Source organism: Nonomuraea pusilla (assembly GCF_900109355.1).
Taxonomy (GTDB): Bacteria; Actinomycetota; Actinomycetes; order Streptosporangiales; family Streptosporangiaceae; genus Nonomuraea; species Nonomuraea pusilla.
On record NZ_FOBF01000007.1, the window covers coordinates 202,913 to 228,850 of the forward strand.

Annotated in this window: 22 protein-coding genes; 10 read left to right on the top strand and 12 right to left on the bottom strand. The window is 73.5% G+C overall.

The window, feature by feature from the left end; all coding sequences use genetic code 11:
- Positions 1-6: 6 nt before the first annotated feature.
- A complete protein-coding gene (locus BMX74_RS17310) occupies positions 7-2,517 on the bottom strand; it encodes a PA14 domain-containing protein (protein ID WP_218153981.1) in 2,511 nt (836 codons plus the stop codon).
- Positions 2,518-2,680: 163 nt separating this feature from the next.
- Here BMX74_RS17310 and BMX74_RS17315 point away from each other — a divergent pair, with 163 nt between their 5' ends.
- Together BMX74_RS17315 and BMX74_RS17320 are read left to right on the top strand one after the other, a co-directional pair.
- Entirely contained in the window at positions 2,681-3,481 is an 801-nt protein-coding gene (locus tag BMX74_RS17315) for a DeoR/GlpR family DNA-binding transcription regulator (protein WP_256256996.1), read from the top strand.
- Positions 3,482-3,555: 74 nt separating this feature from the next.
- Positions 3,556-5,037, top strand: a complete 1,482-nt coding sequence (locus BMX74_RS17320) for a sugar ABC transporter ATP-binding protein (RefSeq protein WP_256256997.1) — start codon at positions 3,556-3,558, stop codon at positions 5,035-5,037.
- Between the two features lie 17 nt (positions 5,038-5,054).
- On the opposite strand, the gene BMX74_RS17325 is transcribed toward BMX74_RS17320, so the two are convergent.
- The gene (locus tag BMX74_RS17325) at positions 5,055-5,639 is read right to left on the bottom strand and encodes a hypothetical protein (protein WP_091101425.1); all 585 of its coding nucleotides are present in this window, start codon (positions 5,637-5,639) and stop codon (positions 5,055-5,057) included.
- Positions 5,630-6,034, bottom strand: coding sequence for a hypothetical protein (locus tag BMX74_RS43050; protein ID WP_143078682.1), 405 nt, complete (start codon positions 6,032-6,034; stop codon positions 5,630-5,632). Before BMX74_RS43050 ends, BMX74_RS17325 begins: the two co-directional genes overlap by 10 nt.
- 184 nt (positions 6,035-6,218) lie before the next feature.
- On the opposite strand from BMX74_RS43050, the gene BMX74_RS17335 reads away from it, so the two are divergent.
- On the top strand, positions 6,219-7,637 hold the full coding sequence (locus tag BMX74_RS17335; RefSeq protein WP_143078683.1) for a hypothetical protein: 1,419 nt from the start codon (positions 6,219-6,221) through the stop codon (positions 7,635-7,637).
- A gap of 79 nt (positions 7,638-7,716) precedes the next feature.
- Here the strand turns inward: BMX74_RS17335 and BMX74_RS17340 are convergent, their stop codons facing one another.
- The 8 genes from BMX74_RS17340 to BMX74_RS17375 all read right to left on the bottom strand — a co-directional run bounded on the left by BMX74_RS17340 (position 7,717) and on the right by BMX74_RS17375 (position 18,012).
- The gene (locus tag BMX74_RS17340) at positions 7,717-8,703 is read right to left on the bottom strand and encodes a coiled-coil domain-containing protein (RefSeq protein ID WP_177227383.1); all 987 of its coding nucleotides are present in this window, start codon (positions 8,701-8,703) and stop codon (positions 7,717-7,719) included.
- A 163-nt stretch (positions 8,704-8,866) separates the two neighbouring features.
- Complete coding sequence (locus BMX74_RS17345; RefSeq protein ID WP_091101432.1) at positions 8,867-9,931, bottom strand: FAD-dependent oxidoreductase; 1,065 nt, start codon at positions 9,929-9,931, stop codon at positions 8,867-8,869.
- A gap of 82 nt (positions 9,932-10,013) precedes the next feature.
- The gene (locus BMX74_RS17350; protein WP_091101434.1) at positions 10,014-10,826 is read right to left on the bottom strand and encodes a phosphotransferase; all 813 of its coding nucleotides are present in this window, start codon (positions 10,824-10,826) and stop codon (positions 10,014-10,016) included.
- Positions 10,827-10,850: 24 nt separating this feature from the next.
- Entirely contained in the window at positions 10,851-13,997 is a 3,147-nt protein-coding gene (locus BMX74_RS17355) for an efflux RND transporter permease subunit (RefSeq protein ID WP_091101437.1), read from the bottom strand.
- Between the two features lie 432 nt (positions 13,998-14,429).
- Entirely contained in the window at positions 14,430-15,098 is a 669-nt protein-coding gene (locus BMX74_RS17360; RefSeq protein WP_055502583.1) for a response regulator transcription factor, read from the bottom strand.
- The gene (locus BMX74_RS17365; protein WP_055502584.1) at positions 15,095-16,273 is read right to left on the bottom strand and encodes a sensor histidine kinase; all 1,179 of its coding nucleotides are present in this window, start codon (positions 16,271-16,273) and stop codon (positions 15,095-15,097) included. Before BMX74_RS17365 ends, BMX74_RS17360 begins: the two co-directional genes overlap by 4 nt.
- A 186-nt stretch (positions 16,274-16,459) precedes the next feature.
- A complete protein-coding gene (locus BMX74_RS17370) occupies positions 16,460-17,251 on the bottom strand; it encodes a hypothetical protein (RefSeq protein WP_091101440.1) in 792 nt (263 codons plus the stop codon).
- A 2-nt stretch (positions 17,252-17,253) separates the two neighbouring features.
- The gene (locus BMX74_RS17375; protein ID WP_055502586.1) at positions 17,254-18,012 is read right to left on the bottom strand and encodes a bestrophin-like domain; all 759 of its coding nucleotides are present in this window, start codon (positions 18,010-18,012) and stop codon (positions 17,254-17,256) included.
- A 242-nt stretch (positions 18,013-18,254) separates the two neighbouring features.
- On the opposite strand from BMX74_RS17375, the gene BMX74_RS17380 reads away from it, so the two are divergent.
- Positions 18,255-18,605, top strand: coding sequence for an avidin-fold protein (locus tag BMX74_RS17380; protein ID WP_236714642.1), 351 nt, complete (start codon positions 18,255-18,257; stop codon positions 18,603-18,605).
- Between the two features lie 119 nt (positions 18,606-18,724).
- On the opposite strand, the gene BMX74_RS17385 is transcribed toward BMX74_RS17380, so the two are convergent.
- Positions 18,725-19,363: an Lrp/AsnC family transcriptional regulator gene (locus BMX74_RS17385; RefSeq protein ID WP_337959852.1), complete on the bottom strand. Its 639-nt coding sequence runs from the start codon at positions 19,361-19,363 to the stop codon at positions 18,725-18,727.
- Between the two features lie 107 nt (positions 19,364-19,470).
- Between BMX74_RS17385 and BMX74_RS17390 the strand changes: the two genes are divergently transcribed.
- Genes BMX74_RS17390 through BMX74_RS17415 form a run of 6 tightly spaced genes read left to right on the top strand, consistent with a single transcriptional unit; the run spans position 19,471 to position 25,835 of the window.
- Positions 19,471-21,048, top strand: a complete 1,578-nt coding sequence (locus tag BMX74_RS17390; protein ID WP_091101443.1) for an ABC transporter substrate-binding protein — start codon at positions 19,471-19,473, stop codon at positions 21,046-21,048.
- 12 nt (positions 21,049-21,060) lie between these two features.
- The gene (locus BMX74_RS17395; protein ID WP_256256998.1) at positions 21,061-22,206 is read left to right on the top strand and encodes an ABC transporter permease; all 1,146 of its coding nucleotides are present in this window, start codon (positions 21,061-21,063) and stop codon (positions 22,204-22,206) included.
- Positions 22,203-23,093, top strand: a complete 891-nt coding sequence (locus BMX74_RS17400) for an ABC transporter permease (RefSeq protein ID WP_055502589.1) — start codon at positions 22,203-22,205, stop codon at positions 23,091-23,093. Before BMX74_RS17395 ends, BMX74_RS17400 begins: the two co-directional genes overlap by 4 nt.
- Complete coding sequence (locus BMX74_RS17405; RefSeq protein WP_055502590.1) at positions 23,090-23,908, top strand: ABC transporter ATP-binding protein; 819 nt, start codon at positions 23,090-23,092, stop codon at positions 23,906-23,908. Before BMX74_RS17400 ends, BMX74_RS17405 begins: the two co-directional genes overlap by 4 nt.
- Positions 23,905-24,825 carry an oligopeptide/dipeptide ABC transporter ATP-binding protein gene (locus BMX74_RS17410; RefSeq protein WP_091101445.1) on the top strand — a complete coding sequence of 307 codons (921 nt, stop codon included), beginning with the start codon at positions 23,905-23,907 and terminating at the stop codon, positions 24,823-24,825. Before BMX74_RS17405 ends, BMX74_RS17410 begins: the two co-directional genes overlap by 4 nt.
- Positions 24,822-25,835 (top strand): M24 family metallopeptidase, encoded by a 1,014-nt coding sequence (locus BMX74_RS17415; RefSeq protein WP_256256999.1) that lies wholly within the window; start codon positions 24,822-24,824, stop codon positions 25,833-25,835. Before BMX74_RS17410 ends, BMX74_RS17415 begins: the two co-directional genes overlap by 4 nt.
- Positions 25,836-25,938 lie beyond the last annotated feature (103 nt).

Consider the following 25,938-nt stretch of genomic DNA (forward strand, 5'->3'; position numbering starts at 1 on the left):
TTCCTATCAGGCGCAGGGCGGGTTGATCGCGCCGGTGAGCGCCCTGTTCGCGTCGCGGACGCGGCCGACGTCGGGCTTGGTGACGGCCCTGTCGTACGTCATGAGGCCGTTCAGCTCGGTCTCGACGTCGGTGGTCTGCGTGTAGATGGCGGCGCTGAGCTGGTCGCAGGCGTGCAGCCGCTCCAGGGCCTTGGCCATGTCCACGTACCGGGTGGTGAGCGCCTCGGGGTCGGGCTCCACGGCGTAGCCCCAGCCGCCGCCCGACCAGGTGTGGCCGATCAGCGGCAGGCCGAGCCCGCCGTACTCGCCGATGACGTTGGCGCGGGCGCCGGACGGCTTGCCCGGGTTGCCCGGTCCCGGGTAGATGTGGAAGTCCTTGACGTCGCCGTTGCCGCCGTCCACGGCGCCGCAGCAGTTGATCCCGCTCATGTTGTCCACCAGGCGCGAGGGGTCCCAGCTCTTGACGAGGTCGGCGATGCGGGCCTGGTCGTACTGGCCCCAGCCCTCGTTGAACGGCACCCACATGACGATCGACGGGCTGCTGCGGTGCTGGTCCACCAGCTCGCGCAGCTCGGCCTCGAACTGCGGCCTGTCGTCGGCCCGCACGGTGGAGGGCATGTCCTGCCAGACGAGCAGGCCCAGCCGGTCGGCGTGGTAGTACCAGCGGTCGGGCTCGACCTTGACGTGCTTGCGCACCGCGTTGAAGCCGAGCGCCTTGGTCTGCTCCAGGTCGTACCGCAGGGCCTCGTCGGTGGGCGCGGTGTAGATGCCGTCGGGCCAGAAGCCCTGGTCGAGCGGGCCGAGCTGGAACACCGGCCGCCCGTTGAGCAGCATCCGGTTGCCGGAGAGGGAGATGGAGCGCATCCCGACGTACGACTCGACCTTGTCCTTCCTGAGCTGGACGGTGAGCCGGTAGAGGAACGGGTCGTCCGGGGACCACAGCCTCGGGTCGGGCACCGGCAGCCGCAGCTCCTGCCCGACCCGGCCGGTGACGGTGCCGACGACGCGCCAGCCGTCCCTCGCGGTGACGGTCACGGGGCCGGTTCCGGTGCCGCGGACGGTGACGTACACGGCCTCGCCGCGCAGGTCGGGAACGGTGTCGACGCGCTCGACGTGGTCGCGGGCGACCGGCTCGATCCAGACGGTCTGCCAGATGCCGGAGTTCGTCGTGTACCAGATGCCGCCAGGGGCGAGCCGCTGCTTGCCCAGGGCCTGCGCGCCCCGGTCGGACGGGTCGGAGACGCCGACGACGAGCTCCTGCGGGCCGGACGTCCTGAGCGCGGCGGTGACGTCCACGGTGACGCGGCCGTAGCCGCCCTTGTGCGTGCCGACCTGCCTGCCGTTGACGTAGACGGTGGACTCCCAGTCCACCGCGTCGAGGTGCAGCAGGACCCGCTCGCCCCGCCAGGAGCGCGGCACCTCGAAGGTCCTGCGGTACCACATGCGGTCCTCGTGCCTGCCGATTCCGGACAGCTGCGACTCCACCGGGTACGGCACGACGATGCGCTCGGGCAGGTCGCGGCCGATCGGCGCGGCCTCGCCCTCCTTGGCGGGGGCGAACTGCCAGACGCCGTTGAGGTTGCGCCAGCGGTCCCTGGCGAGCTGCGGCCTCGGGTACTCGGGCAGCGGCCGGTTCCTGTCCACGTCCGCCGCCCAGCGGGTGCGCAGGACGTAGGACGAGCCGTTCAGGACGAGCGCGTACGGGAACGCCTCGACGGGCGTGCCGTCGGCGTAGGTCAGGCCGGCGTCGTAGGACGCACGGACGCTTTCACCCGCCTTGGCCGGGATGGGGTACTGGAGGGCGAGTTCCAGCGAGTCCTGGTTCTTCAGGGTGGCGGAGGTGACGGGCCATCTGGTCCCGGCGACGGTGAGGACCACCTTGCCGGCGGCGTCGGCGGGCAGCGCCGCGAGCGGCTTGGCGAACGTCAGCGTCGCCACGTCGCCCGCCGCCGCGACCCGCGCGTCGCGCGGCCCCGGCGGGTCGAACCCGTCGGGCAGCGTGAACGCCTCCATCGGCACGATCTCCTTCGGCTGACTGGGGCTCTGCCAGCGCAGCCGCAGGTTGGCGCCCCCGAAGTGCTCGAAGTACTCGACCTTGACGTCGTACGCCTTCCCGGCCTGCAGGACGATCGGGGTGCCGGTCTGCTCCCTGTCCCAGTCGTCCACCCAGTGGTCGATGACGGGCTTGCCGTCCACCCAGAGGCGGAAGCCGTTGTCACCGACGATCGAGAAGGTGTAGGTCTCGGAGAACTCCGGCGTGATCCGGCCGGTCCAGCGGACCGTGACGTCGTCCTCCCTGCCGGTGAGCAGCTTGAACACGGGGTTGAGGTCGGTCAGTTCGAGGCCGGGATCGACGACGCTCGCCTTGAGCTCGCCGAAGTCGAACTTCCCCGGGCCGGAGGCGAGGTAGTAGTCGCCGCGCAGCCCGTGCCGCTCTGCGGCGGCTCCGGCGGGGGCTGGCTGCTGCCATGACGCGGCCATGAGCACGGCCAGCAGCATCACGAGGAGCTTGCGCACGGGGGGTCCTTTCAGAAAGAGGTCGATCAGGTTCGGGCAGCTTTTGACCCTTTCTCGCCCTCAAGTAAGCACCGCCGGACCGACCCGGTCAAGATTCTCGATCAGATTCGTTCTGAAACGGTCAGAGCTGAACGCAAGCCGACCCCTCCACTATGATCGGGCCGTGAGCGACACGCAGGGGGACAACCGCAGGCCGGTGTTCGCCGCCGAGCGCCGCCAGCGCATCCTGGAGCTGGTGCGCGCCAACGGCGCCGTGTCGCTGCGCGAGCTCGCCCAGGCCGTCCACTCGTCCGAGGTGACCGTCCGCCGCGACCTGCGGGCCCTCGAGTCCGAGGGCCTGCTCAACCGGCACCACGGCGGCGCCAGCCTGCCCGGCGAGCTGACCCGCGAGGCCGGGTACGCGCACAAGGTGTCGCTGGAGTCGGCGGAGAAGGCCGCCATCGCCGACCTGGCCTGCGCCCTCGTCGAGGACGGCGACGCCATCGTGGTCGGCCCCGGCACCACCACGCAGGAGCTCGCGCGCCGCCTGACCCGGCACTCCGAGCTGGCCGTCGTCACCAACTCGCTGCTGGTCGCCCAGGCGCTCGCCGGTTCGCCCCGCGTCGAGGTGATGATGACCGGCGGCACCCTGCGCGGCCCGATCCTGGCCCTGGTGGGCAGCGTGGCCGAGCAGTCGCTGGCCGGGCTGCGGGTGCGCAGGGCGTTCATCTCCGGCAACGGGCTGACCGCCGAGCGCGGCCTGTCCACGCCCAACATGCAGGTCGCCGGCGTCGACCGGGCGCTCGCCGCGGCCGCCGAGGAGGTCGTGGTGCTGGCCGACCACACCAAGATCGGCATCGACACCATGGTGCAGACCGTCCCCGCCGAGCGCATCGACCACCTCGTCACCGACGACGCCGCGCCACGCGACGTGCTCGACGAGCTGAGCGCCCGCGGGGTCCGCCTGCACGTCGCCCAGTTCTGATCGAATGTGACGGGTTCGTTACTGGATTGTTTCCTTCCCCGTCCACGATCGAGGCGGAGGCAACCGTGCTACAGGTGGCAGGCGTTCTCAAGACCTTCCAGGGCACGACGGCCCTGGACCACGTCACCCTCTCCGTCCGGGCCGGCGAGGTCCACGGGCTGGTCGGAGGCAACGGCGCGGGCAAGTCCACCCTGGTCAAGATCCTGTCCGGCGCGCTCCAGCCCGACGCGGGAGAGCTCCGCCTCCTCGGCGCGCCCGTACGGTTCGCCGGCCCCGCCGACGCCCGGCGCGCCGGCATCGCGACCGTCCACCAGGAGACGAACCTCGTCCCGACCATGAGCATCGCCAGGAACCTGCTGCTCGGCAGGGAACCGCGCGGCCGGCTCGGGCTGATCGACGCCGCGGCCGTCCACGACCGCGCCGAGCAGGTGCTCGCCGGGTACGGCCTGCGCGCCGACGTGCGCAGGCCGCTCGGCACGCTCGGCGAGGGCGCCCGCCAGATCGTCGCCCTCGCCAGGGCCGCCAGCGCCGACGCCAGGCTCGTCGTCATGGACGAACCCGCCTCCTCGCTGCAGCACGCCGACCTGGAGACCCTGTTCGCGGCCGTCGCCCGGCTGCGCGCCGAGGGCCGCTCGGTCGTCTACGTCACCCACAGGCTGGAGGAGCTGTACGAGATCTGCGACCGGGTGACCGTGCTGCGCGACGGCCGCGTCGTCCACACCGGGCCGCTCGCCGGGCTCGACCGGCTCAGGCTCGTCTCGCTCATGCTCGGCAGGCCGTTCCACCCGGTGGAGCCGCCGCGCGTCACCGGCGAGCCCTCTCCGCCGGCCGACCTGCCCGTCCTGGAGGCCAAGGGGCTGACCCGGCGGCACGTCCTCGACGGGGTGTCGCTCGCGATGCGCGCCGGCGAGGTGGTCGGGCTCGGCGGGCTGCTCGGGGCGGGGCGCAGCGAGACGGCCCGCGCCATCGCCGGCGCCCTCCCCGTGGACGCCGGTCAGGTGACCGTGGCGGGCGCGCCCGCGCGCAGGTGGTCCGTCAGGAGCGCCGTCCGGGCCGGGATCGGGCTGGTGCCGGAGAACCGGGCCGGGGAGGGCATCGTCCCCGCCCTGTCGGTGCGCGACAACATCGCGCTGGCCGCGCTCCCCCGCCTGTCGCGCGCCGGCATCGTCTCGGACGCGCGGATCGACCGCATCGTCGCCACCTTCATGCGCCGGCTCGGCATCAAGGCGGTCTCGCCGCGCCAGCCCGCGGGCGAGCTGTCGGGCGGCAACCAGCAGAAGGTGCTGCTGGCGCGCTGGCTGGCCACCCATCCCAGGGTGCTGCTCCTCGACGAGCCGACGCGCGGCGTGGACGTGGCCACCAAGCTGGAGATGCAGGCCCTCCTGGACGAGCTGGCCGTGGACGGCCTGGCCATCCTGCTCATCTCGTCGGACGTGTCGGAGCTGGTGGAGAACTGCGACAGCGTCGTGGTGCTGCGCGACGGCGCCATCACCGAGCAGCTCACCGGCCCTGAGGTGACCGAGGACCGCCTCCTGGCCGCCCTCGCCCGCTCCTGACACCGCCCGGCGGCACGTCACCCCTCAGCCAGGAAAGGCGGAAACTGCGACAGCCGATAAAACTCCAAAACAAGCACCACAAGCGCCATTAACCATGCAATAAGTACGATATATCCGTCATTCAGGTAAGCCTGTGCGGGCGGCAGGACGAGAATCCCGAAAGCGGCCACGGCCCATCGCAGGACGTCGAGAAAGGCCGCGCGGCCATGCCGCCCGAACAGGCGGATCCGCCCGATGACCGCGTCGGCGATCACCCAGACGGTGATGGAGGAGCCCGCCCGCTCGGCCAGCTCCACCACCTGCAGAACGGACGAGTCCATCGGCAGGTCCTCCGTCAGCGCGCCCCTCGCGGCCAGGGCGACGGCCGAGACCCACACCATGCCGACGGCGAAGGTGCGGGCGCGGCCGAACGGGTCCTCGCCGGTCCGCCCCAGCCGCGACAGACCGGCCGCGCACAGCCCCCAGCCGAGGGGGTCGAGCAGCAGGTCGAAGCCGTTCAGGCGGACGGCGGCGAAGGCGAGGACGAACCCGGTGGCGACCCACGCGAGCGGCCGCCCTCCCCCGAGCCGCCCGTGAGAGGCCGACGGGCCGGTCAGGACCAATCCGAGCTCACCGCCCTGTTGCACATCTCGACGGCGACGCCCCGCTGCCAGGCGACGGGGACGGGCTCCCCGGATGTTCCCGGCAGGCGCCAGGAGTCCGGGATCACCTCCACCGACCCGGACCACAGCCAGGTGCGGTACGTGAACCTGATCGACCGCGGCTCACGCGGCACCGCCGCGCAGTCGGTGACCACCACCCGCCCGCTGAACGTCCTCGTCTTCCCGCCCTCGACGGTGAGCTCGTCCTCCGGGATGAGACGCAGGCCCGGCACGTCCGCCGACACGCCGGTCAGGGTGAACGCGGCCCACCCCTCGTTCTCCAGCTCGCCGGTCAAGCCGGAGGACAGCGCGCCGCCAGGGCCGACCCCGGCGAGGAGGACGTCGACAGCGCTCACGCGGATGTGCGGAGTGAGCGATCCCGAGCCCGTGAGCGCCGTCGCCGCGACAACGAGTGACAGGCAGCCGAGAACCGCCGCGTGCAACAGGGATCGCGTGCGCCGGTCACGCCAGGCGACAATTCCAAATTGCCGCCATATTTCTCCTGAATTCACGATTGGCCACCATATATGGTGACCAATCGTGACGACAGTCCCGATCATCTCCTGGGTGACCGCGAGCCTCGCCCTGCTCGCGGCGGCGCTGCCGGTCACGCAGGAGCGGCTCACCCGGTTCGTCACGTTCACCCGCCTCTCCGTCACGGCGGCCGAAGCCCCGTACGTCATCGGCCACTTCACCGGCCTGCGGCGGTGGCGCCTGGCGGCCCTCGCCGTCACCGCGCCCCTGACCGGTCTCACCGGCGACCCGCTCTACCTGGTGGTGGGCTGGTGCGCGGCCCCCGTCCTCCGGCACGCCCGGCCACGCCCGGTCCAGCCCCAGGACCCCGGCGACGACGTGACGACGTACCGGAGGGTGTGGCTGCTCGCCATGATCGCGGCCGTGACCGTGTGCGGCCACCCGCTGCTCGGGCAGGGCGCGACCCCGCAACGGCTGGCGCACGCCGCCGTCGTGGCCGTCGTGGCGGCGGCCGTGCCGCTCGCCGCCCGGCGCCTGCGCGGCGCGCAGCCTGCGGCGCCGCCCGAGACGGCGCCCGTCCGGGCGGCGCTGCGCCTGTGGTCGGCGCGGCAGCTCTACCTCGCGGCGACGGCGATCGTCGTGGCGGCCGCCTTCCTCGGCCCTGCCCGGGAGCCCCGCGAGCCGCTCGACGCCGCCTCACACGGCTACACGGCGCCCGGGGATCTCGCCGAGGAGAGGCCCGCCTTCACCAGGGTGCGCGGCCACGACCGGCCCACCTGCCCGTGGACGGACGAGTTCGACGCCCCCTGCCGGCACTGGCTGGTCAACGGCGAGCCGTTCCCGCAGGCCGCGCCGTACGTCGTCGCCGAGGGCGAGCCGCCCCGCACGGCGCCGTTCCAGCCCAGCCCGGACGGCAGGGCCCTCGTCTATCTGGACCGCCACGACCGCCGCATGGTGTACGAGAACGCCAAGGGCGTCCACCACCTCACCGGCGCGCTGAGCGACGGCGAGGTCCCCACACCGGCGTTCGCCGGGCAGAACAGGTACGTCGCCCTGGTCGGAGACGGCGCGCGGATCACCGACACGAGGACCTGGAGCACGGTGCGGGTGCCGGGCGCCCGGCACCTGCACGACGTCAATCCGGCCGGGATCGTCGTCGCCACGGCCACGCGGATGCTCCTGGTCGACCACCGGGGCAGGACTCGGATGAGCCTCCCCCACGCGAGGAAGTCCGGCGACGACTACCGTCTCAGGCCGGACGGCGGGCGCCTGGTGGCCGTGCGGGGCGGAGGGGAGCGGGTGGAGACCTACGACCCGCGGACCGGTGAGCGGCTGTCGCGGGTCGTCCCCGCGCTCCCTGCCGGCGAGCTCCTCGCCCCTCTCCGATGGACGCGGGGCGGGCTCTTCCTCGTGCGGCTGGAGCCGAGCGACCGGGTCCGCGCCCTCGACCTGAGGACGGGCGAGCTGTCACGCCCGCCCCGCTGAGCGTCACCCGCAGGGGCGGTGCGCTCATGGCGGGCCGCCGGGAGCGACGGCTTTCGCCCACCTCACTGCGGGCGTCCGGTCAGTAGACGGAGATGTGCGGGTGGTCGTAGTGGTTGGCGGTCGTGCCGCCGCGGTCGGACATCGTGCGCCAGGCGCCGTTCCTGACGTGCCAGATGCGCTGCCGGTAGATGATGTACATGATGCCCAGCCGCCTGGCGTTCTTGATCGCCCATTCGGCGATGGCGTTCCCGCGCCTGATCTCCTCCGCCGACGGCATCGCGCCGCCGCGGCTCAGCATGAAGTCGCAGGCCCGCCCGAGCGGGTGCTCGCCGCCGTCCTGGATGGTGCGGTAGCAGCCGATGCCGTACGGCACCGTGAACCGCTCCTGGACGAGCTGCTTGACCAGCCGCATGCGGGGCGTGATGTTGTCGGCGCCGTCGGGCAGCTGGGGCACGAACGTGCCGTCGGGCCGCGCGCCGGGCGCGACGTACAGCCGGTCGATCCTGTCCCTGATCTTCTCGATCGTCCGCTCGGCCTTCGTCCTGCGCTCGCCCAGGCCGGCCACGGCCGTGCCCAGTTCCTCGGCGCGGGCGGACGCCTCGTCCTGCGCCCGCTGCCGCTCGTCCCGCACGCGGGCGTAGCCGCGCAGGCTCGCGGCCTGCTCGCTGATCAGGTACTGGGTGAGCGCCATGCCGCCCAGCACGGCGGACGGCTCCTGGCTGCCGAGAAGGAGCGCGACCTGGTTGGGTTCGCCCCCGGTGTACTGGGCGACGGCGATGGCGCGCAGCTCGGCCGACTCCCTGTCGAACACCTCCTGCGCCGCGGCCAGCTTCTCCTCGGCGGCCTTGGCGGCCTTCTCCGCCTTCTGGTGGGCGATGCGGCTGCTGTAGTAGTCGGCGATGAGCTTGTCCGACTCCTTCTGCAGCGTGGCCAGCTCCTTCTTCAGCTGTTTCACCGTGGGCTTCGGCGCGGCCCACCCGGGGAGCGCCGCGTGCCCGGCGAGCGCCAGCGCGGCGAGCGCGGCGGCGAGGGGCGTCCTGACCCGTACGGTCTTCCCCAGCGCCACGCTCCTCCTTCGCCCGAGCCTCAGGGCGCATTCCGGTCAGCAGCTATCCAGGCCGGGGGACGCCCTCTTTCAGGGGCCGATCGTAGGGGATCACGGCCCCGGGTACGTATCGGACATCCCATCTGGCGCTCCAGGTGGGCGGGACAGCGCGGCCGGGCGGGCGTCAGGCGGCGGGTGCGGTCGCGTCGCCCGTCAGCAGGGCGCGGACGTTCGCCGCGGCCGTCCGCCCCGCCCGGTTCGCCCCGACGGTGCTGGCCGACGGGCCGTACCCCACGAGCTGGAGACGCGGTTCCCTGACCGCTCGCGTGCCGTCCACCCGGATGCCTCCGCCGGGCTCGCGCAGCCGCAGCGGCGCGAGGTGGTCGAGCGCCGAACGGAAGCCGGTCGCCCAGACGATGACGTCGGCGGGCAGACGGGTGCCGTCCGCCCAGGCGACACCGTCCTCGGTGATCTCGCTGAACATGGGGAGCCGGTCGAGCGCGCCCTTGGCCATGGCCGCGCGGACCACCGGCGTGTAGCCGAGGCCGGTCACGCCGACGACGCTCTGCGGCGGGAGCCCGGCGCGTACGCGCTCCTCCACCAGGGCGACGGCGGCGCGCCTGGCGTCCTCGCCGAAGTCGTCGCCGCGGAAGACGGGCGGGCGGCGGGTGACCCACGTGGTCGCGGCGGCCACGCCCGCGATCTCCGACAGGACGTGCAGGGCCGACGCCCCGCCGCCGACCACCACCACCCGCCGACCGGCGAACTCCCCTGGGCCCCGGTACGACGCGTAGTGGAGTTGCCGGCCGCGGAAGCGCCCGGCGCCGGGGTAGTACGGCCAGTACGGGCGGGTCCAGGTGCCGGTGGCGTTGACGACGGCACGCGCCGCCCACTCCCCCGCCCCTGACGACACGACGAGCCGCCCGTCGCCGGAGCCGGTCACGGCCGTCACCCTGACCGGACGCGCCACGGCCAGGCCGAGGTCGCGCTCGTAGCGGGCGTAGTACGCGGGCACCACCTCGGCGGCGGGCCGCCCGCCCTCCTGCCCCGCCTCCCTGCGGACGCCGGGCAGGTCGAACACGCCGTGGACCTTGTCCATGGTCAGCGACGGCGAGCGGTGCCGCCACGCCCCGCCGGGGCCGTCGGCCGCGTCGAGCACGACCGGGCCGAGGCCGAAGCGCCGCAGGAAGTACGCGCTCGACAGGCCCGCCTGCCCGGCGCCGATCACCACCACATCGGTCTCGTCCACGTTCGGACCAACCGCCACCGCCGCCCCCGTCTTCCCTCCCGCTCACTGCCCCCGTGCTTCCTGGGCCGCCGGGCTTCCCCCTTCAGGCGCCGGACGGCACGAGGAGGGCGCGCTCGAACGTGGCCCGGTGGCGGGCGAGGTGGTCCGCGTCGGCCCCGTACAGCAGGTGGTCGCCCCTGGCCAGGTGCGCGGCGAACGCCTCCTCGCCCGCCCCGGCCCGCGCACGCATGTGCCCCACCAGGTGCTCCAGGCGCTCGATCACGGTGCCCGGCAGGGCGCGCCGGTCGGCCGCGCCCAGCCCGTACGCGTCCGCGAACAGCCGCAGCCCCCGCGCCTGCTCCACGACGGGACGCCCCGCACCGCGCGCCGGATCCTCCAGCGGGACGAACCGGTACGCCGCATAGGCGACGTCCCAGACGCGCGGCGCGGGATGGGCGGTGTCGAAGTCGATGAACGCGACCGGCAGCCCGTCACGGAACACGGTGTTGTAGGGCGCGACATCACCGTGCGCGACGACCTGCGCCGGGCGGCGCGGCGGGAAGTACCAGGCGGCGTCGCCGGGAGCGGCGAACCCGGCCGTGGCGTCGTGGTAGGCCCGCAGCAGAGCCGCCGCCGTCAGCGCGGCGTCGGAGCGGACGTACGCGGGCACCGGGTGGCCGGGCACCTCCCCCGGCACGAAACCGAGCACCTCGCGCCCGGCGGCGTCCAGGCCGTGGCAGCGGGGCGCCCCCGCGAACCCGGCCGTCTCCAGGTGGCGGAGCAGCGCGTGCACGGCGGGCGTCCACCGGCCGGAGGGCCTGCGAACGGTGTCACCGGCCCTGACCACCTGATTGACCCCGCCGCCGGCCAGAACCTCCTCACGCCCGACCTCCACCGGCCTCACCTCCTCCCCCATGATCGCCCTTCCCGCCGCGTACGGTCACCGGGAAGCGCCGGCCGCCGGTTCGGGTGCGGGCCGCGGGTCGCCCTGGCCGTCCCTGCGGGCGCGGAGCCGCTCCTTGCGGGACTCGACCATCGTGTAGAGCGTCGGGACCAGGACGAGAGTGAGCAGGGTGGAGCTGATCAGGCCGCCGATGACCACGACGGCCAGCGGGGTGGAGATGAAGCCGCCCCCGCCGGTGACGCCCAGTGCCATCGGCAGCAGCGCGAAGATCGTGGCCAGGGCGGTCATCAGGATGGGCCGCAGCCGGTTGCGGCCGCCTTCCACGACCGCCTCGTGCAGCGGCATGCCCTGACGGCGGTACTGGTTGATCAGGTCCAGCAGCACGATGGCGTTCGTGACCACGATGCCGACCAGCATGAGCAGGCCGATCATCGCCGCCAGGCCGAGCGAGGTGCCGGTGATCAGCAGCAGCGCGATGGCGCCGGTGGCGGCGAAGGGGATCGACACCAGGAGGATCAGCGGCTGGACCACGCTGCGGAACGTGATGATCATGACGAGGAACACCAGGGCCACCGCGGCCCCCATGGCGAGCCCCAGGCTGCCGAAGGCCTCAGCCTGGTCGGCGCTGACCCCTCCGATGGAGTAGGTGGCACCGGCGGGGAGGGTCAGCCCGGCCAGCCGCGCTCGCAGCTCGGCGGTGGTGGCGCCCAGGTCGGAGCCGGTGTTGGTGGCCGAGACGGTGGCGCTGCGCGCGCCGTCGATCCGGGTGATCGAGACCGGGCCGTCGACCTGCCGCACGTCGGCGACGTCGTCCAGCCGCACGCCGCCGGGCAGTTCCAGCGCGCGAAGCTCGCCGAGCGAGGCGGGCGCCTCCCCGTTCCGCAGGACGACGTCGGCCGTGGTGTCGTCGAAGGACATCTGGGTGATCGTGGTGCCGCGGAACGCCTGGGAGACGGCCTGGCCGATCGCGACCTCCGACAGGCCGTGCGCGGTGGCGTCCTTGCGGTCCACGCTGACCTGGACGCGGGCCGCGGTCTCGGCGACGCTGCTCGTGGCCTCCCTGACGGCGGGCAGCGCGGCCATGACCTGCTGCACCGCCCGGGTGGCGGTGCGCAAGGTCTCCTGCTCGTCGGCCTTGACCACGACCTGCAGGGCGTCGCCCCCGAAGCCGCCGGTCTTCTTGATGGTGATCTCGCCGATGCCGGGCAGGGCGTTCAGCCGGTCGCCCAGGGTGGCTCTGACCGCGGCGGCGTCGCCGCCCTCCTTGAGGGACAGGAAGTAGTCGGCGCGCGCGGCGTCCTCCCCGCCGTTGAGGAGGGCCGGGCCGCTGCCGCCGACGGTGACCTGGTAGGAGTCGATCTCCTTGACGCCGGCCAGGACCTGCTCCACCTGCTTGGCCTTGGCGTCGGTGGCCGCCAGCGAGGTGCCGGCGGGCAGGGTCTGGGTGACTCTGATGGTGGTCTCGCCGGCGTCGTCGATGAAGCCGGTCTCCAGACGGGGCACCAGCGCGAACGTGCCCGCGAGAATCGCCACGGCCGCCGCCACGGTGCTGAGCCGGCGCCGGACGGCCCAGCGGATCACCGGGACGTAGGCGCGCTGGATCCGGCTGTGCCGTTCCCTGTCCTCGGCCTGGGCGCGCGTGTCCTGGCCCGCGCCGGCCTCGGACGGCTTCATGAACCAGTAGCTGACGACGGGCACCACGGTCAGCGACACCAGCAGGGAGGCCAGCAGCGCCACGGTCACGGTGACGGAGAACGGGCCGAACAGCGCGCCGACCAGCCCGCCGACGAAGGCGATCGGCAGGAACACCGCGACCGTGGTCAGGGTGGACGAGGTGACGGCTCCTGCGACCTCGCGTACGGCGTTCTCGATGGCGCGGCGGCGCGGCTCGCCGTAGGAGAGGTGGCGCCTGATGTTCTCCAGCACGACGATCGAGTCGTCGACCACCCGTCCGACGGCGATCGTCAGGCCGCCCAGGGTGAGCATGTTGAGTGAGTAGTCCTGTACCCACAGCGTGATCAGGGCGATCAGCACCGACAGCGGGATCGAGATCACCGTCACGACGGTGGAGCGGATCGAGGCCAGGAAGACCAGGATGATCAGGACGGCCATGGCGAGGCCGAGCAGACCTTCGGTGGTGAGGCTCTCGACCGCCTTCTCCACGACGGGCGCCTGGTCGGAGACGACGGTGAGCGCGGCTCCCGCGCCCAGCGACTTGGCGAGAGCGGGCAGCTCGGCCCGGACGTCGTGGGAGATCGACACGGCGTTGCCGTCGGGCGTCATCGTGATCGACACGCCGAGGCTGGGCAGGCCGTCGGTACGGGTCAGGGTGGTGGAGGCGGCGGGCTGCAGCTTCACGTCGGCCACGTCCCCCAGGCGCACCGGCTTGGGCCGGGCCGCGGCGGCCGACGCGCCCGCCTCGGCGCCCGCTCCCTGCGACCGCCCGGCGGCGGGGGTGAGGTAGAGGTTCTCGAGGTCGGCGGTCGAGGTGAAGGCGCCGCCGACCTGGACGCTGAGCGTGGTGTCGGCCTGGGTCAGCGCGCCCGCCGGGATCGGGGCGCCGGCGTTCCTGACCACGGCGGCGATCGCCCCGGCGTCCAGGCCCTTGGCCTTGAGGGCGTCCAGGTCCGGGGTGATGGTGACGACCTGCTCGCGGACGCCGCTGACGGTGGCCTCCTTGACGCCCTCGATGCCCGTCAGCACGGGCACCACCTGGCTGTCGAGCCGTTCCGCGAGCTGCCGCTGGTCCTGGTCGGAGGCGGCGGCCAGCCGCATGACCGGCAGATCGTCGGTGCCGCCCACCAGGGTCCTGGGCTCGACGCCGTCGGGCAGGGCGACCCGGTCGACGGCCTGCTGGATCTGGCTCCTGACCTTCTCGATGTCGACGCCGAAGTCGAAGGCCACCGCGATCGAGGCGTGGGAGTCGCGGGAGGTGGAGGTCACGCCGGTGACCCCGTCCAGCCTCCGGACGCTCTCCTCCAGCGGCACGGTGACCCGGTCCTCGACGATCTCGGGGCCGGCGCCCGGGTAGACGGCCAGGACCGACACCTGGGGGACGTCCATCGAGGGCAGCAGCTGCTGTCTGAGGGCCGGGATGGTGAACACCCCCAGGGCGGCCACCGCGAGCGTGATGATCGCGACGAGCCCGCGGTTGGCGAGGCTCGCTCTGGTCAGGAACGACATCGTCGGGTTTCTCCTCCGGCGGCGAATCGCCGCGGGTTGCCAAGGTGCCCCTCGCCTGATGCGGTGGGCGGGAAGACGGCGGCCGCGCGCCGGCCGCCAGGGGGGCGGGACGCCGGCGCGGCGCCGGCCGCCGGGGGTGTCACGCCGGCGAGGTGCCGGCGCGTTCGCCCCCGGAGAGTCGGCCGACGCCGCCCCGCTCGGAGCAGGGCGGGCGGCACGCCGGACACGCGTTTCAAGCCTCTCGGGTCTCCGGGCGGCGGGCCTCCGACCGGCGAAGGGTCTTGGCTTACGGCGCTCGCGGTAGGTCACGGCGGCGCACTACCGCGCCCGCATGCGGCAGGCCGGCGCCCTCCACGCCTGTGACCGGGCGCGCGGCCTTCAGACGGCGCGCGGCCTTCAGACGGCGCGCGGCCTTCAGACGGCGCGCGGCCTTCAGAGGGTGCGCGGGCGGACCAGGCCGCTCTCGTAGGCGATGATCACCAGTTGGGCGCGGTCGTGCGCGCCCAGCTTGAGCATGGCCCGGTTGGCGTGCGTCTTGACGGTCATCCTGCTGATGCCCAGCCGGCCCGCGATCTCCTCGTTGGTCAGCCCGGTCGCCACCAGGGTCATGACCTCCAGCTCGCGCTCGGTCAGCACAGCGAGGTCCTTCGGCGGGTGGCCGCCCGCGCCGGGGCTCGCCAGGAACCGGCTGATCAGTCCCTTGACCGCCGCCGGTGACAGCAGCGCCTCCCCGCGCGCCACCACGCGGATCGCCTCGTGCAGCTCGTGGGCCTCCACGCTCTTGCCCAGGAAGCCGCTGGCACCGGCCCGCAGCGCGGCGAAGACGTACTCGTCGATCTCGAACGTCGTCAGGACCAGCACGCGGACCCCGGCCATGTCCTGATCGGCGGTGATCTGCCGGGTGGCGGCCAGGCCGTCGGTGCCGGGCATGCGGATGTCCATCAGGACCACGTCGGCGGCGGTCTCCCGGGCCAGGCGTACCGCCTCCTCGCCGTCGGCCGCCTCGCCGACGACCTCCAGATCCGGCGCGGTGTCGATCAGCACGCGGAACCCGGTCCGCACCAGCGCCTGGTCGTCGGCGAGCAGGACGCGGACGCTCACGCCGCCTCCTCTCCGGGGACCGGCAGGACGGCGCGCACCTGGAAGCCGCCCCCGCGCAGCGGGCCCGCCCGGAAGGTCCCCTCGACCGACAGGGCTCGCTCGCGCATGCCGATGAGCCCGTGGCCGACGCCCAGGGCGATCTCGCCGTCGCGTCCCGCGCCGTCGTCGTTCACCTCCACGACCACCTTCCCCGCGCCGTAGGTGATGCGGACGTCGGCCTCGGCGCCCGGCGCGTGCTTGCTCACGTTGGTCAGCGCCTCCTGGACGATGCGGAACGCCGCCAGCTCCACGGGGGCCGGCAGCGGCCGCGCATCCCCGATCAGCAGGTAGTCCACTTTCTGCCCGGCGCCGGTGAAGGAGCCGAGCAGGTCGGGCAGCCGGTCCAGGCTGGGCGAGGGCTCGGCGACGAGTTCCTCGCCGCTGCCCGGCCTGCGTAGCAGCCCGACGGTGGCGCGCAACTCGCCCAGCGCCTCCCTGCCCGCGTGGCGGACGTGCCCCAGGGCCTGGCGGGCCTGCTCGGGTTCGGCGTCCAGCAGGTGCGCCGCCACCTGCGCCTGCACGTTGATCAGTGCGATCTGGTGGGCCAGCACGTCATGGAGCTCCCGTGCGATGCGCAGCCGTTCCTCCATCACCCGCCGTTCCGCCTCCTCCTCGCGGGTCTCCTCGGCGCGGCGGGCCCGCTCCTCCACGGCGGCCACGTACGCGCGGCGGCTGCGCGTCGCGTCGCCGATGGCGGTCGCCATGCCGAACCAGGCGACCTGGCCGAGCACGTCGGGCGCCAGCCATGACTGACCGGAGGAGATCGCCCGGACGGCGCCCATGAGGAGCGCGACGCCCATGCCGACAGCCCAGGCGCGGCGGCGCGGCAGGCGCAGGGCGAGGGTGTACATGACGACCACGGGGACGGCGTCGAGCGAGCTGCGCTGGCCGCCGAGCATGAAGTGGACGGCGAGCCCGGCCGCGGACGCCCCCAGCGCGGCCCACGGCCACCGCCGCTGCAGCAGCAGGGTGCCGCAGATCAGGGCGCCGAGCACGGGCGCGTACGCCCAGGGCGCGTGGTCGGGCGACTTCGACCAGGACACCAGCGTCCCCGTGTAGAGGGTCAGCCCGAGTGCCGCGTTCCCGAGCCAGGGGTGAGAGCGCAGCCTCCGTCTCATCTCGGTCAGCGCGCTCACGCCTCAACGGTATGCCCTGCCTGCGGCTCCTTCTTCCTCCCCAGGTACGAGCCCGGCCTACTGCGCTCGCGGTAAGGTCACCGCCGGCCGTCCGGCGGCCGGGTCAGCTCGGGCGGTCGGCCGGCCGGAGCGGGGCGGGGCGGGGCGGCTGCCGGGAGCCGGAGGCGACGGGCTGGATCGGGTGGGTCAGCGGAAGCCGCCGAAGGCGACGGCGGTGACCAGCACCACGAGGACGAGCACGGTGGTGAGGGGGTTCGTCCTGCGGGCGGGCGCGGCCACGGCGTGCCTGTAGCGCGACCGCGGGGCCGCCGACGGCGTGGGGGTGGGCTCGGCGCGTACGGGCTCACGGGCGGCGGGCGCCTGCAGCGGTACCCGCCGGGGAGCGGGCCGGGCGGCGGGCGGCGGGCAGGCCCCCACCTGGACGGCGCCGCCCACGCACACGGAGGCGCCTCCTATGCGCACCCCGGGCCCGTCGAGGCCGGGAATCCACACCTCGTTCCCCCGCACCCGCGGCAGGGCCGGGTGGCCGCCGGGCGCCCCCGGGACGACCGGCCCCGGAACGCCTTGTCCTGAGACGCCTCGGCCTGGAACCCCCTGCCCCGGCATGACCGGCTGCGGGATGCGGGGCCGCACGGGCGCGGGCAGCCGCCGCCGCACCGTGTCGGGCACGCCGGGCGGCAGAACCGCCTTGGGAACACCCGGCACCGTCTTCGGAACACGCGGGACCGTCTTGGGGATGCCCGGGACGGTCCTCGGCACGCGGGCCCGCGGCGCGACCTCTCGCGGGGACGGGACGCGCGGGAACGCGGGTGGCCGGACCCGAGGCGCCACCGACACCCTGGGCGCCGGGGGACGCCACACGCGCACCCCCGGCTCGGACACGACCGGCCGTGGCTCCCTGTCGGCGGCCGCCGGGCCGCCGGTGGCGACCACGGCGAGCACCCCGGCGAGCAGCAGCGGCGCGCGGGCGGCGCCCACCGTCACATCCCCCCGGCGATGCGCGAGAACTCCCGCAGCGCGCCCTCGAACGCCTCGGGGCCCACGGCGAGCGGCCCGGCGAAGGCGTGCGTCATGTCCCAGGTCAGGTAGACGCCGAACCCGAGCATGGCGGCCATCGCCACCAGCGGCGCGAGCGTGATGCCGCGCGGCCTGGCCCCCGCCAGGAACGGGAACACGATCACGGCGACGCCGGTGAGGGCCGTCAGGACGATCAGGCCGCCGGGCGGGGTGGCCGCGGCGTCGGCGCCGCGCTGCGACCTGGCGTCGGCGAGCGCGGTGAGGTGGTCGAGGACGGAGTTCCTCGCGTCCTGCTCCGCGTCGCCCTCGGTCTTGAGGCCGGTCACGCGGCTGCGCAGCGCGTCGAGGCGGGCGGCGCCGACGGGGTCCATCTTGCCGTCGGCCATGAGCGGCCACTCGTCCTTGACCACGAACGTGACGTAGTCGCGCAGCCCCGCCCGCACCGCCTCGGGCGCCGTGCCGGGCAGGCCGTCGGCCGCCCAGTAGGCGTTGACGGCGGACTGGCTCTCGGCGCGGGCGTTCTGCCGCGCCGCGTCGGCGGTGGTCCACGGGACGATGATCGCGATGGCGAACACCAGCAGGAACAGCGCGGACAGCATCGCGCCCGCGTGGCCGGCGGACGGCCCGCCCGGGTCGCGGTCCTCGCCGCCGCTCCTGAACAGGAGCGCGGCGAGGGCCACCACGCCCACCGCCGCCACGACCGAGAGCGTGTACGCCAGCATGGAGATCTCCCGAACCTGACTGAATACGTAGGGTTACACAACTATCACACTACGCATCCATGGCGCTCCCTTTCCCCGCACGCGGCGCGGCGGGGACACCCGTGACCGGAGCGGGGCGATTGGACCGAGAACCGGGGCCGAGCCGGGGCGCGCCCGCACGGGCTGGACGGAATGTTGATCTTGGCTGGGCTTTCACACGATATGTCCAGCGGGAGTGCGGAAGGTCGGTAAGTTTCGGGACCATGACTGACGTGAATCTGAACGGCCGTAAATTCGTCATGGTGAGCTCGACGGCGAGCGAGGTGGACCAGCAGAGTCCCACGGAGTTCGAGTACTGGGAGTCGGACGGGGTGGTGTGGGGCGGCTACACCGGCGACACCGTCACCACCGGCCGTTTCGTCGGCACCAGGGACGGCGACCAGGTCTCCATCTCGTACGTGCACGCCCTGAAGGCGGGCGGCCGGGCCGGCGGGCGGAGCAGCAGCCGCATCGAGACCGGCGAGGACGGGCTGCTGCGCCTGGTGGAGGAGTTCAGCTTCGAGGGCGACGACACGCCGCATGTGAGCGTCTGCAGGGAGGTCGTCCCCTCCTGACGTGGGAAGAAGGACGCCCCCGGCGGATGCCGGGGGCGTCTCGTGCGTTCGGGACAGGGTGTCGGGCGGGGGTTCCGGTGGCGGGCGAGCGGGCCGGGGATCGGGGGTCGCGGGGCGGGTCAGGTGTCCTTGCGGAGGGCGGCCCGGCCCTCGGCGGCGCCGACGAAGCGCATCTTGCCCAGGGGCACGTCCCCCTGCGACTCCTGCGGGGGGCGGCGGGACGGGCGGGCCTGGTCGCGGTCGCTGGGCAGCACGTACGGGCGTCTGAGCACCTCGTCCAGGATGAAGACGGTCTCGGTGGCCTTGACGGCGGGGATGTTGGCCAGGCGGTCGGTCACCATGGCGTGCACCTCGGCCACGTCGGCCATCCGCACCTGGATCATGGCGTCGTGCTGCCCGGTGGTGATGGCGCAGTACTCCACCTCGGGCATCCTGGCCAGTTCGGCCCTGAACTGCTTCCACATCTGCTGGCGCACCGTCACGAAGATCAGCGCGGTGATGCCGAGACCGGCCCTGACGTGGTCGATCTCTGCTGTGAAGCGCTTGATCGTGCCGTCGGCGCGCAGCGCCTCGAAGCGGGTGTAGGCGTTCGCCCTGGAGATGCCGACGCGCTCGGCGAGCGCGGCGACGGAGATCCTGCCGTTCTCCCGCAGGATCTCCAGGATCTTCATGTGGATCGCGTCGAGTTCGAGACCGATGCCGATCCGTCCAGGGGGAGTGCCGCCACCCCCACCATTTCTGGAAATATCACTCATCATTACCTCTCGACCGTAAATATACGTCTCGGCGCGCGCACAGACCCTGGACGTTCTGCCTGACAATCCTCGACATCCTTCTTCCGAACGTCCAATTGGAGGACCTAACCATGGCGACCCGCTCGCAGACGGCGGCTGTGCTGCTCGCCGGTGCACTCGCCCTCGCCGCCTGCGGAAGCGGCGGCACCCCCCAGGCTTCCACCGCGTCGGGCGGCGGGAAGACCCTCGTCATCGACACCTCCTTCGACCTGAAGACCGCCGACCCCGGCCGGACGTACGAGCCGACCGGCCTCATCGTCGGCAAGGCGGTCTACGAGACGCTCCTCACCTTCGACGGCGCCGACGTGACCAAGCCGGTCCCGGCCTTGGCCGAGTCGTACGAGCTGTCCGGGGACGGCAAGACGTTGACGCTGAAGCTGAAGAAGGGCGCGACGTTCGCCGACGGCTCGCCGGTGACGGCCGACGACGTGGTGTTCTCGCTGACCCGCGTGCGCGACATGAAGGGCACGCCGTCGTTCCTGCTGGACGGCGTCGAGGTGGCCAAGACCGACGACTCCACGATCACGCTGACGTCGAAGACGGCCAACCCGGCGCTGCCGTACATCCTGCCCAACCCGGCCCTCGGCATCATCAACAGCAAGGTCGCCAAGGAGCACGGCGCGACCGCCGACCCGCAGGACAAGGCCGAGCAGTACCTCAACTCCAACTCGGCGGGCTCCGGGCCGTACCTCATCGACTCGTTCAACGTGAGCAGCCAGGTCGTGCTCAAGGCCAACCCGAAGTACTACGGCACCAAGCCGACGTACGACAAGGTGGTCATCCGCAACGTCGAGGCCGCCACGCAGAAGCTGAACGTGCAGCGCGGCGACAGCCAGGTGGCGCTGAACCTGTCGAGCGACCAGGTCGCCGGCATGCCGGCGACCCTCCAGATCAAGAAGACGGCCTCGGCCAACGTCATCTTCCTGCTCGCCAACCAGGACCCGGGCGTCAGCAAGACCACCTCGAACCCGAAGTTCGCCGAGGCGGTCCGCAAGGGCGTCGACTACCAGGGCCTGCTGGAGCTGGCCGGCGAGGGCGCCACGCAGTCCCCGGGCATCATCCCGTCGCAGCTGCTCGGCGCGCTCGACCCGGCCCAGGCCCCCAAGCGGGACGTCGAGGGCGCCAAGGCGGCCCTCGCGGCCAGCGGCGTGTCCAACCCGACTGTCAAGCTGGAGTACCCGAGCGAGCTGACCGTCAACGGCCTGTCGTTCCAGCCGCTGGCCGAGCGCGTCCAGGCCAACCTCAAGGAGGTCGGCATCACGGTGGACCTCCAGCCCGCCCCCATCACGACGGCGCTGGACAACTACCGCAACGGCAAGGAGGAGCTGGGCCTGTGGTACTGGGGCCCCGACTACCCGGACCCGAGCGACTACCTGGCGTTCCTGCCCGGCAAGACGGTCGGCCTGCGGGCCGGGTGGAAGGCCGGCGCGGACAAGGCCGTCGAGGCCGCGGGTGAGAAGGCGGCGGCCGCGATCGGCGACGACGCCCGCAAGCAGGCGTACGCCGAGATGCAGACCGCGCTCAACGCGACCGGCCCGTTCGTCCCGCTGATCCAGCCGAGCCAGAACATCGTGACCGCCGCCTCGGTGACCGGCCTCGAGTACCACCCCGTGTGGACGGTCGACGTCGCCGACCTGGGCGCGAAGTAAGGGCCCGGCGAGGTGCAGGAGCAGGAGGGCGCGGCGCTGCCGCCGCGCCCCGCCACCCCACTCGACGGCGGCGGTGAACCGGTGTCCCCCGGCCCCGGCGCGCCGCCCGCCCGTCCCGCCGCGCGCCGGCGGGGCGGGCACCCGCTCGCCCGCTTCCTGGTGCGGCGCATCCTCATGGCCGTCCTGCTGGCGTGGGGCATCACGCTGGTGACGTTCGTGCTGACGAACCTGGTGCCCGGCGACCCCGTCGCGGCCAACCTCGGCCAGCGGGCGCTCGGCGACCCGGCGATCGTCGCGCAGTGGCGTGCCGACCACGGCCTGGACAAGCCGCTGTGGGAGCAGTACCTGCTGCACCTGCAGGGGCTGACGCACGGCGACCTCGGCACGAGCCAGCAGAGCCACCGGCCCGTCAGCGAGGACCTGGCGGAGTTCGTCCCGGCGACGCTGGAGCTGGCCGGAGCCGCGATCCTCGTGTCGCTGGTGCTGGGCGTCGCGTTCGGCGTCGTCGCGGCGCTGCGCAGGGACCGGCTGCCCGACCACCTCCTGCGGGTGCTGAGCCTGATCGGCATCTCGGTGCCGACGTTCTGGCTGGCCCTCGTGGCGTTCTACGTGTTCTTCTACCGGCTGCAGATCACGCCGGGCAGCGGGCGCGTGGACCCGGCGCTGGGCGCCGCGCCCGGCGTGACGGGGCTGCAGACGGTCGACGCGCTGCTCGCGGGCCGCTGGGACATCTTCGTCTCCGCGGCCGGCCACCTGATCACGCCCGCCCTGGTGCTGGCGCTGTACACGATCGGGCTGCTCACCCGGTTCACCCGGTCGGCCGTGCTGGAGGTGCTGGGGCAGGACTACGTCCGCGCCGCCAGGGCCAAGGGCCTGCCGGGACGGGTCATCCTGTTCCGCTACGTGCTGCGCTCGGCGCTGGTGCCGATCATCACGGTGGCGGGCCTGGCGTTCGGCAGCCTGCTGTCGGGCACCGTCCTGGTCGAGGCGATCTTCGCCTGGCCGGGCGTCGGCCAGTACGCCTACAAGAGCGCCACCACCCTCGACCTGCCCGCCGTCATGGGCGTCGGCCTGGTCGTGGGCATCGTCTACCTGGTCATCAACCTGATCGTGGACGTCCTGTACGGCATCATCGACCCGAGGGTGAGGCTGCAATGACGGGTGACGCCAAGGCCGACGGGGTCCTGGCGCGCAAGGGCCTGATCAGGCGGCTGCCCGAGGCGTGGCGGCAGCCGCTCGCCGTGGTGGGCGCCGTGCTCGCCGTCGGCTGGCTGGTGGTCGCGCTGGCGGCGCCGCTGCTCGCGCCGCACGACCCGCTCGCCCAGGACCTGCCCAGGCTGGCCGCCCCCGGCCCCGGCCACTGGTTCGGCACCGACCAGCTCGGCCGCGACATCCTCAGCCGCGTCATGTACGGCGCCCGCGTGTCGATCCCGCTGACGCTGCTGCTGGTGGCGCTGTCGGTGCTGATCGGCGGCCTGCTCGGCGCGTGCGCCGGCTACTTCGGCCGCTGGGTGGACGAGACGATCATGCGGCTGGCGGACCTCGTGTTCGCCTTCCCCACGGTCATCCTCGCCATGGTGGTGGCGGCGGCGCTCGGCGCGAGCCTGGCCAACGCGGTGCTCGCCGTGCTGGTCGTGGCGTGGCCGGCGTACGCGCGCGTCACCCGCGGTCTCGTGCTCGGCGTGCGCGGGCGGGAGTTCGTGCTCAGCGGGCGGCTGCTCGGCTTCTCCGCCTGGCGCTCGTTGCGCGTGGACGTCCTGCCGAACGTGACCGGTCCCGTGCTGGTGCTGGCCACCCTCGACATCGGCACCGCGCTGCTGCTGCTGTCCGGCCTGTCGTTCCTCGGCCTGGGCGCCAAGCCGCCGTCCCCCGAGTGGGGCGCCATGGTGGCCTCCGGCGTCGAGGTGTTCGACAGCTGGTGGGTGGCCACGTTCCCCGGCCTGGCCATCCTGACGGTGGTGCTCGCGTTCAACTTCCTGGGCGACACGCTGCGCGACGCGCTCGACCCGCGCACCGCCCGGGCCATCAAGGAGCGTGCCCTGTGACCCTCGACATCACCGGACTGAAGGTGACGATCGGCGGCAAGGAGATCCTGCGCGGCGTGGACCTCAGCCTGGAGGCGGGCCGCGTCCACGGGCTGGCCGGCGAGAGCGGCTCGGGCAAGACCATGACCGGCCTGGCCGTGCTCGGGCTGCTGCCGCACGGGGCGCGGGTGTCCGGCGGCATCAGCCTGGGCGGCCGCGACCTGCTGGCGCTGTCGCCCAAGGAGCTCAACCAGGTGCGCGGCGGCGAGGTCGCCATGGTGTTCCAGGACCCCGCGACCAGCCTCCACCCGATGCTGACGATCGGCAGGCAGCTCACCGAGCACATGCGCCACCACCTCCGCCTGGGCAAGGCCGAGGCGAAGGCGCGCGCGGTCGACCTGCTCACCAAGGTCCGCATCCCGGGCGCCGAGGAGGCGTACGGGCGGTTCCCGCACCAGTTCTCCGGCGGCATGCGGCAGCGCATCGCGATCGCCGTCGCGCTGGCCTGCTCGCCGAAGGTGCTCATCGCCGACGAGCCCACCACCGCGCTGGACGTCACCGTGCAGGCGGGCGTCCTGCGGCTGCTGCGCGGGCTGTGCGACGAGCTGGGCCTCGCGGTGCTGCTCGTGACGCACGACCTCGGCGTGATGTCGGCCGTCGCCGACGAGGTGAGCGTGATGAAGGACGGCCTGGTGGTGGAGACGGGGCCGCGCGCCCGGGTGCTGCGCGAGCCGTCGCACCCGTACACGCGGGCCCTGCTCGACTCGCTGCCCGACCATCAGGAGCCCGCCCAGGACGGTACGGGCCGCGACGAGCCCGGGGAGGGCGAGCGATGACCCAGCCGAACACCCTGCTGAGTGTGAACGACCTGGTCATCGAGCACCGCTCCCCCGGCCGCCCGGTGGTACGCGCCGTGGCGGGGGCGAGCCTGACCGTCAACCCCGGCGAGGTCGTCGGGCTGGTCGGCGAGTCGGGCTGCGGCAAGTCGACGCTGGCCAGGGCCGTGTGCGGGATCAACCCGGTCACCGAGGGCTCCATCCTGTTCGAGGGGACGCCGGTGACGCCGCTCGGGCTGCGCCGCAGGACCCTGACCGGCATCCAGATGGTGTTCCAGGACCCGTACGCGTCGCTGAACCCGCGCCGCCGCGTCGGCGACCAGATCGCCGACGGGCTGCGCACCGCGCGCGACACCACCAGCGACCCGGCCGACCTGCTGGAACGCGTCGGCCTGCCGCGCGACTTCGCCGGGCGGCACCCGCACGAGTTCTCCGGCGGCCAGCGGCAGCGCATCGCCATCGCGCGGGCGCTCGCCGCCCGGCCGCGGCTGCTCATCGGCGACGAGCCCATCTCGGCGCTCGACGCGTCGGCGCAGGCGCAGGTCGCCACGCTCATGCGTGACCTGGCCGTCGGCTCGGGGGCGGGCCTGCTGTTCATCAGCCACGACCTGTCGGTCGTGCGGCTGATCGCGGACAGGATCGCGGTGATGTACCTCGGCAAGATCGTCGAGGTGGGCGACACGGCCGAGGTGTGGGCGCGGCCGCGGCACCCGTACACGCGGGCGCTGCTCCAGGCCATCCCGAAGCCGGACGGCGGCGGCGTGCTGCCCGCCGAACTGCCCGGCGACGTGCCGGACCCGGCGAACCCGCCCGCGGGCTGCCGGTTCCACCCGCGCTGCCCGGTCGCCATGGACGTGTGCCGGGTCAAGGAGCCGGCGTTCGGTCCCGTCGCCTGCTGGCTGCACGAGCCGGCGTGACGCCGCGGACGGGGGACGGCGGCGTGCCGGACGACCCGGAGATCACGGCGGCGCGGCTGGCGGCCGTGCGCGAGGCCATGGCCGGGGAGGGGATCGACGCGCTCGTGCTGCGTCCGTCCCCCGACTTCCGTTTCCTCGGCGGCGGCGACGGCCCGTTCCTGGTCGTCACCGGCGACGGGGCGTCGGAGACCGGCGACCCGGCCGCGCTCGTGCCGCGGGGCGCGCGGCGGGTGGGCGTCGATCCCGAGATGCGGGTCCGTGAGCTGTTCGCCCTGGCCATCGAGGCCGAGCTGGTGCCCGCCTCGCCGGTGCTCGCGCCGCTGCGGGCGCGCAAGGAGCCGTACGAGCTGGTGGCGATCGAGCGGGCCGCGCTGGCGGCCGAGGGCGTGCTGCTGCAGGCGCGGGAGCTCGCCTGGTTCGGCGTGACCGAGCGGGCGATGGCGGACCGGCTGCGGATGCTCCTGCTGGAGTCGGGCTGCGAGGAGGTGCTGTCGGCCCGGGTGGCGGCCGGCGCGCACACGGCGCGGCCCGGCCACCGGCCGGGCGACCGGGTGATCAACCCCGGGGACGCGGTGCTGGTGTCCGTCTGCGGACGCTGGGACGGCTACTGCGCCGAGGCCGCCCGCGTCTTCGCCGTGGCCGAGCCTCCCGACGACTACGAGGCGATGTACTGGGTGGTGCTCGCCGCGCGGGACGCCGCGCTCGCCGCGGCCCGTCCTGGCGCGCCCGCGTCGGCCGTCGCCGCGGCCGTGACCGAGGTGATCGACGGCAGCGGGTACGGGCGGTTCGCCGCCCCCCGCTCCGGGCGCGGCGTCGGGCTCGGCCCCGAGGAGGGGCCCCGCCTCGACGAGGACGCGCCGCTGGAGCCCGGCATGACGTTCTGCCTGGAGCCGGCCATCTACGTGCCCGAGCTGTTCGGGGCCAGGGTGGCCGACGTGGTGGCGTGCACCGGCTCCGGCCCCGTGGCCCTCGCCGCCGGCCCCCACGACCTCCAGATCCTCGACCGCTGACCCGCCCGACCGGAGCGGCCCCGGTGAGCCTGGAGGACGAAATCCGCACGTCCTCTTGGTGGCGCCGCACGAATCCCCTGGATGCCGTGATGACATAACGTCA